General features: G+C 63.8%; 8 protein-coding genes. All 8 read right to left on the bottom strand.

Going from position 1 to position 7069, the window contains the following annotated elements; translation table 11 throughout:
• On the bottom strand, positions 1–593 hold a 593-nt coding region (locus AACR77_RS13375), incomplete at its 3' end, for a radical SAM protein (RefSeq protein ID WP_042882084.1).
• 276 nt (positions 594–869) lie between these two features.
• Entirely contained in the window at positions 870–1358 is a 489-nt protein-coding gene (locus AACR77_RS13370; RefSeq protein ID WP_010674543.1) for an OmpA family protein, read from the bottom strand.
• Between the two features lie 33 nt (positions 1359–1391).
• Positions 1392–2633 carry a diguanylate cyclase domain-containing protein gene (locus AACR77_RS13365; protein WP_042863783.1) on the bottom strand — a complete coding sequence of 414 codons (1242 nt, stop codon included), beginning with the start codon at positions 2631–2633 and terminating at the stop codon, positions 1392–1394.
• Positions 2630–3172 carry a YfiR family protein gene (locus AACR77_RS13360; RefSeq protein WP_269429286.1) on the bottom strand — a complete coding sequence of 181 codons (543 nt, stop codon included), beginning with the start codon at positions 3170–3172 and terminating at the stop codon, positions 2630–2632. The genes AACR77_RS13365 and AACR77_RS13360 overlap by 4 nt, the downstream gene beginning before the upstream one ends.
• 197 nt (positions 3173–3369) lie before the next feature.
• Positions 3370–4917: a transcriptional regulator TyrR gene (tyrR, locus tag AACR77_RS13355; protein WP_010674540.1), complete on the bottom strand. Its 1548-nt coding sequence runs from the start codon at positions 4915–4917 to the stop codon at positions 3370–3372.
• A gap of 142 nt (positions 4918–5059) precedes the next feature.
• Positions 5060–5398 carry a 4a-hydroxytetrahydrobiopterin dehydratase gene (locus AACR77_RS13350; RefSeq protein ID WP_041215281.1) on the bottom strand — a complete coding sequence of 113 codons (339 nt, stop codon included), beginning with the start codon at positions 5396–5398 and terminating at the stop codon, positions 5060–5062.
• Between the two features lie 41 nt (positions 5399–5439).
• Complete coding sequence (gene phhA / locus AACR77_RS13345) at positions 5440–6234, bottom strand: phenylalanine 4-monooxygenase (protein ID WP_042882080.1); 795 nt, start codon at positions 6232–6234, stop codon at positions 5440–5442.
• A 166-nt stretch (positions 6235–6400) separates the two neighbouring features.
• A partial coding sequence (locus AACR77_RS13340; RefSeq protein ID WP_042882078.1) for a YcjF family protein occupies positions 6401–7069 on the bottom strand: 669 nt, incomplete at its 5' end.

Below are 7069 nucleotides of genomic sequence, written 5' to 3'. Positions count from 1 at the left end.
TGGCGGGTCAGCGCCGCCAGCCGGGCCAGCAAGGTCTCCCTGTCATCGAAGCGGGCCGCCTGCTGGCGCACACGGGTATCAAAACTCTGCACGCCGAACGAGAAACGATTGAAGCCACCCGCCAGGGCCGTCTGCCACTTCTCGTCATCAAAGCCGTTGAGCCGCCCCTCCAGAGTCAGCTCCGCATTCACGGTCAGGGGAAAACGGCGGATGGCGCTGGCCAGGCGGGCGAGATCGCCCGCCGCCATGTCGGTTGGCGTGCCGCCCCCCACATAGACCGCCGAGAAAGGCCGGCTCTGGACGAGCGGCGTCTCGGCTGCCTGGTGCAGCGACCCGCAGAGTGCCTCCATGTAGCGGCTCATGCGCGCCGGATTGGCGCCGTTTTCGAAGAAGTTGCAAAAACTGCAGCGCTTGCGGCAAAACGGGATATGGATATAGAGCGCTCGGGCCTTGGCCTCGCTCTCCTGCTGCCACCAGGCTTGCCAGCCGGCATCGTCCAGCATCAGGGGGGCGGCCCCTCCCCGGCTGGCATGGGCCGACGTCTTGGCGGTGAAGGCGAATTTGAGGGGATCCGGGGTACAAAGCCCCGTCATGGTCGAAGAAAGCTGGAGAGTCGTCACTGGGGTTACCCTGCGTAAATAACGCAAATGATAACGAATATCAGTTGCAGGTATTTGTGCTGGATCAAGTCGGGAAGGATTGAGTCGTCACTCTGTCTCCATCAGGGCAGCAGCGCGTCAGGCAAGGAAGGCGTGAAACAACAAGGGAAGAGAGCCACTCTCCCACTGGAGAGTGGTGGCACACACAGGATCAGGCGGTTGATTCAAGGCTCCCGATGGGAGCGCCGCGCCGATACCGGCTGACGGGGGTCAGCCATTGCCGATGATGATGGCAACCCGGCGATTTTCCGCTCGTCCGGCAGCGGTCGCGTTGTCGGCGATGGGCGCCTCTTCTCCGCGGCCGCGGATATCCAGGTTCCCCTGGGGCATACCCACCGACACCAGGACATCGGCCACCGACCGTGCCCGCTTGAGGGAGAGTTGCTGGTTGTAGGCCTCATCACCGTTGGAGTCGGTATGACCGTCCACCCGTGCCCGGTTCAGTCCTACCTCAATCAGGGCCTTGCCGAGTTTCTCCACCACCTGGCGGGTCTCGGGGTTGAGGGCCCCCACATTGTTGGCGAACAGCACCTTGTTGGAGATATCCAGGGTCCATCCCTCGTCGGTCAGGTGAAATCCCTGCTCCTTCAAGGCGGCGATCTGCTCCGCCGTGAGCCCCTGGGGAGGGCTCTGGCACGCCGCCAGCACACTCAGCAACAGTGCCACCAGGCCCGCTTTGATCGGGTTCAACATGCGCATTCTTATCATCCTTTCACTATTTCCGGTTCAACTTCACGTGCTCGTTTTTCGTGTTTCTCTCTCCTCCCTGCGTTGTCGTTTGGCTTGATACATGGCGTCGTCTGCCCATTGCAGCAGGGCATCCGCCGTCCTCCCCTGCTCGGGATAGCGGGCAGAGCCGATGCTGATCCCCACCCCGAGATGGCGACCGTCACTCAATACCACGGGGGTGTTCATGGCCTGCTGCACTCGCCCTATTACCTCGCGCACCTCGTCCTCCCCCTGGATCGGGGTCAGGAGGATGACGAACTCATCTCCCCCCAGCCGGCAGACCAGATCCAGGGGTCTGAGCTGATGCTGCACCCGCCGCGCCACGGCGATCAGCACTTCGTCGCCGATGCCGTGGCCCAGGTTGTCATTGATCTGCTTGAAACGATCGCAATCCAGATAGAGCAGGGCAAAACCTTCATGCCCCTTGTTGCCTGCCAGAATGGCCTGCCCCATGCGAGCCTCGAACAGAGCGCGGTTGGGCAGACCGGTCAGGGGATCATGGGTTGCCTGATGCAGCAGGCTGGCGTTCTCCCGCTTCTGGTGGGCCTGCCAGGCTTCCAGCTCATCGAGCAGCGAATTGAAATCCTCACCCAGCTCGTGCAGCTCGGCGATATTGGCCGCCGGCACCCGCTCCTTGAGGGCCCGCTGGCGGCTGACGTTGTAAGCCACCTCGGTCAGGGCCTTGAGGGGGGCCGTGATGGAGCGCTGCATCCGGCGCGCCACATGGAGTGCCCCGAGAATACTGATGAGCAGGCACACCAGGGTAGCCAGCAGGGTCTGCAACAGAAATCGCAGCAGGTACTGGCCGTGACCGACCAGATGCACCCTGGCTATCTCCTTGTGCTCGCGCACCATGGGGAGCGCCACGGGCCCCGGCAGGATCAGGCGGGCCAGGTGCTGCTCCAGGGTAGTCCAGGGGGTAGTGATGTCCCGGCGCCAGCTCGCCAGTACCTGGCCGTCCGGCAGCACTATGCTGGCGCTGGCTATGTCTTCCCGGGAGGTGATGGTCTCCAGGGCATCCAGTGCCGCCTCCTTGTCATGGAAGACCACGGCCGCCTCAGTGGTGTAGCTGATGGCCCGCGCCACCAGCTTGAGGTTGTGATCCGCATAAAGGCGCAGCGCCAGCAGCGCCGTGACGGTCAGAAACAGCCCGGCCATGCAGACAGCAGTCAGGGAGATCATCATGTGGGTGCGCCCCAGACTCTGTCGCAGGGTAAGCCTGGGAGTGGCGTGATGGACCGTCATCGCACCTCCTCATCGGCTCGCGCCAGCTTGAGCACGGCCGGGTGCACTCGCACACCGCTGCGGGCCAGCGCATCCAGATTGACCCGAAAACGCACCCTCTCCTCGCCGGCCTGCAGACAGAAGACCGCATCGGCGATGCATTCGCGGCTCTGCTCACTGATGCTGAGGATGGCGTGGCCGCGCAGGCGCTCGAACAGGGAGAGGCGCTGTGCAGGTGCCAGCACCCCCAGATAGATGACATCGCAGCGCTGGATCAGCGCCTCATCGTCCATGTCGTAGCGATGGACCTCCACCGGTCGGCCATTGGCCTGCCGTTCAATGGTCAGAAGGGATGACGCATATTCCGTCGGCGCCGTGATGCAGAGCCGAAGTCTGGCGGGCTCGCTGGGCCAGCGGGTGTAACTGAGGATATCGAGCACGGTCTGGCGCACCATGTCGCTGCGCGCCTCGGCGGAGGTTGCCGCCATGGCCTGGTTTGCCAGCATCAGCATGCAGCACAGTGGCGCCAGCCACATCAGTAACCGGAGGTAACAAAACATCTGCATGGTGCCCGCGAGAGTGTCAAGGTCGGCGCCGGGGTCACCCGACGCCATGATGAGAGTGCCTGCATGGCACCGCACCGAGCTTACCAGCCGGGTGGCCAGCCCCCAGAGGCAAGTGGCACGGTTGCGTCACCGGGTGTCGCAGCCGTGCCTGCAAGACGCTCAATGCCCCTGGCAGACACCGTCCATCGACACTACTTCTTGCCAATCCCATATTCGCGCAGCTTGTTGGCGATGGCGGTATGGGAGACACCGAGCCGCTTGGCCAGTTGGCGGGTGGAGGGGAACGCCGGGTAGAGCCGCTCCAGCAGGCGGCTCTCGAAACGCTTCACCGCCTCGTCGAGCCCCCCCTCGAACCACTCGTCGATGAGCGGCATGGCATCGGCCGCCACCGGCAAGTCCACGTGCTCGGGTCCAATCTCGTCCCCTTCCAGCAGAGTCATGGCCCGATAGAGGCAGTTGCGCAGCTGGCGCACGTTGCCGGGCCAGCGGTAGGCGGTGAGGTACTCGGCCATGTTGCGGGTAAAGCGCGGACGCGGGCGCTGCAGTTCGCTGGCAAAGCGCGACACGAACTGCTGGGCCAGGGCCATGATGTCCGCCTTGCGCTCGCGCAGCGGCGGCAGATTGAGGCTAAGCACATTGAGGCGGTAGTAGAGATCTTCGCGAAACTTCCCTTCATGGACCAGATCCAGCAACTGCTTCTGGGTGGTGCAGATGAAGCGCACGTTGACCCTCACCTCCTGCTCGTCACCGACCCGGCGAAACACGCCGTCTTGCAGCACCCGCAGGAACTTGGTCTGCAGATGGGGGGACATGTCGCCGATCTCGTCCAGCATCAGGGTGCCGCCGCTGGCCAGCTCCAGCACCCCGCGCTTGCCCTCGGTGTTGTTGCCAAAGGCGCCGGGGGCATAGCCGAACAGCTCGCTCTCGGCCACGTTGTCCGGCATGGCCGCGCAGTTGAGCGCCATGAAGGGGTGGCTGGAGCGCAGGCTGGCGCCGTGGCAGGCCCGGGCCAGCAACTCCTTGCCGGTGCCGGTCTCCCCCACGATGAGCAAGGGGGCGTCCTGCATCGCGAGCTTGGCTGCCTGGGCCAGCACCTCTTTCATCTTCTGGCTCTCGGCCTGGAGGTGCTCAAAGCCCCCCACTTCTACCGCGTGCAGGGCACTGAAGTGCATGCCGACCCGGCGGGCGGATTTGAGCACCACCACGGCGCCGGCCAGAGCCTGCTTGCCCTTCTCTTCGGCCACGAACAGCGGCATCAGATCGCCCAGGTACTCTTCGCCACCGAGGCTCAGCTTGCAGGTCTGGGGCTTGATCTCCCCCGACTCCAGCCAGCGGCCAAACGAGAAGCCCTTGACCAGGGAGGCGATCGCCACGCCGCGCACCTCGTCCGGTGGCAACGCCAGGGTGGTGAGGGCGGCCTGGTTGGCCTGAGTCACCCGCCCCTTGCTGTCGAGGGAGAAGACCAGGTCCGGCAGCGCCTTGAGCAGGGCCTCTATCTCGTGGTGCTCCCGCTCGGAGGGCATGTAGGGGATGGTCTTGACGTCATAGACGCCGGGAATGCGGCGAATTTCCGGCATCAGATGCTGAAAGTCACGGAACTCCAGCTCGGGGAAATTGAGATAGATGATGCCTGAGGTATCGATTTCGATGCCGCGCAGATCGATGTTGTGCTCCACCAGTCGGTCGAGCAATTCCCGGGTCAGGCCCAGACGGTCTTCACAGCTGACTTCAAGACGCATTCGGCACACACTTCCTAACTAACATTCTGAATAACGGGATAATACAGACTCGATCCCGCCAGTGCGAGCGCTCCCCCACAAAAATGCGGGCCTGCCCCGCTTTCACCGGGCAGGCCCTGTCTGCGCTGGCGCCAGATTGCGGTTACTTCATCAACGCGTCGGTGCGGGCTGCCATGATGAAGTCGTTGCGATGCAAGCCGCCTATCTTGTGGGTCCACCAGCTCACGGTCACCTTGCCCCATTCGAGCAAGATCGCCGGATGATGGAACTCCGCCTCCGCCAGTTCTCCGAGGCGGTTGGTGAACGCCAGCCCCTCCTTGAAGTTGCGAAACACAAATTCACGACGCAGTTGCAGCTCGCCGTTGACCACCAGGGGCTGCCAGTCGGGGATGAGGTGCATCAGCTCCCCCAACTCCTGATCGCTCACCCTGGGGGCATCGGCGCGGCACGCCTCGCATCGTTGACTCGCCAGTTCAGTCATTCGGGACTCCTTTCATGAAACATCGTGGGAATGAATACGGGTCAGCTCGCCTGCTTGCCGACAACAGGGGCAAAGCGGGGTGGACGCAGGCCAAGACGACGGGCCTCGGCCACGGCCGCCATGATCCCCTGCCCCTCCAGACCATAGAGGGTATCGAGACGAGGCAGCACGAAATAGGTCGGCTGCATGATGTCGATGCGATAGGGGGTACGCAGGATCTCCAGCAGATCGAAGGGTTGCAGCTCGGGCTTGCCCGAGAGGGCATAGGCAGTCTCACCGATGGAGGAGAGAATGCCGCCGCCGTAGATGCGCAGCCCCTCCTCCCCCTGCAGGAGACCGAACTCCACCGTGAACCAGTAGAGCCGCGCCAGATAGACCCGCTCCTCCTTGCTCGCATGGAGTCCGAGCCGACCATACAGGTGAGTGAAGTGGGCAAAGGCCGGGTTGGTCAGCATGGCGCAGTGGCCGAAGATCTCGTGGAAGATGTCGGGCTCTTGCAGGTAGTCGAGCTCGTCCCGGCGGCGAATGAAGGTGGCGACGGGAAAACGGCGATCAGCGAGCAGCGCGAAGAAGTGATCAAAGGAGATGAGGGCCGGCACCGCCGCCACCGACCAGCCGGTGGCGGGCATCAGGGCAGCGTTGATCTCGCCTAGCTGGGGGATGCGGTCCAGAGGCAGGTCGAGGCGTGCCAACCCGGCCTGGTATTCGTCGCAGGCCTTGCCATCGAGCGCCGCAAGCTGGCGTGCAATCAGGATCCGCCAGGTGCCGTGCTCCTCGTCCGTGTAGTGGATCCTGCCCTGCCCATCCGGTTGGCGGGCCGTGTAGAGACTTGCCATGAGTGATCCCATCCTTCGGGTGCCAGCCGCCATCCGGGCGGTCACTGGCCGTTGAGTCATGGGATCACTGTAACGGTTTGCCCCTCAAAAAAGCAGCCGACCCCGGGGTCGGCTGCTTTTGACAATTGTAAATAATTTGTGACATCCCTATCGAATCCCAGCCACCTCACGACTTGTTGAGATAACCCGCCAACTGGCCGATCAGCCGCTTGCGCAACTCGCCCAGTTTCGGCTTCTCGTCGGCACACCAGGGGAGCGGACGACAGGCTTCCATGGTACGCATCCCGAGGCGCGCGGTGAGCAACCCGGCCCCGACCCCTTGGGCAGCGCGGGCGGAGAGCTTGGCGGTCAGCTCGGCCCCCAGCAGATCCATCCCTACCTCGGTCACCAGCTCGGTGGCCCCCGCATAGAGCATGTTGCGAAACACCTGGCGAATGAGGCGGATGCGGCTCCAGTAGCCGAGCTCGATGGCATAGACATCGGCGATATCCTCGATCATCCGCAGGTTGCGCCAGAGCATCAGCATCATGTCGACCGTGGCGAGCGGGCTCAGGGCCACCAGCACGGCGGCCTCCCCCGACCATTTGGCGACGCGGGCCTGGGCCAGCTTGTCCCGCTCGGTGAGCACCAGCTGGCTGTAGAGGGTCAGCACTTCCCGATCGCTGTGGCTCTCGTCAAGCTGGGATAGCCAGGTGCGATACCCTTCCCGCCCCTTGTCACCGCTCTTCTCGGCCAGGGCCTCGCAGAAGGCCTGCCCCTGACCCACCCCCTGGTGGGCCAGCAGATCTTCGGCTCTTGAGCGCACATCCTGGCGCCGCTTCAAGGTGCGCAGCCG

It is taken from the genome of Aeromonas sp. ZOR0002 (assembly GCF_963866995.1).
GTDB lineage: Bacteria > Pseudomonadota > Gammaproteobacteria > Enterobacterales > Aeromonadaceae > Aeromonas > Aeromonas caviae.
This window is presented reverse-complemented; position numbering and strand designations above follow the sequence as displayed.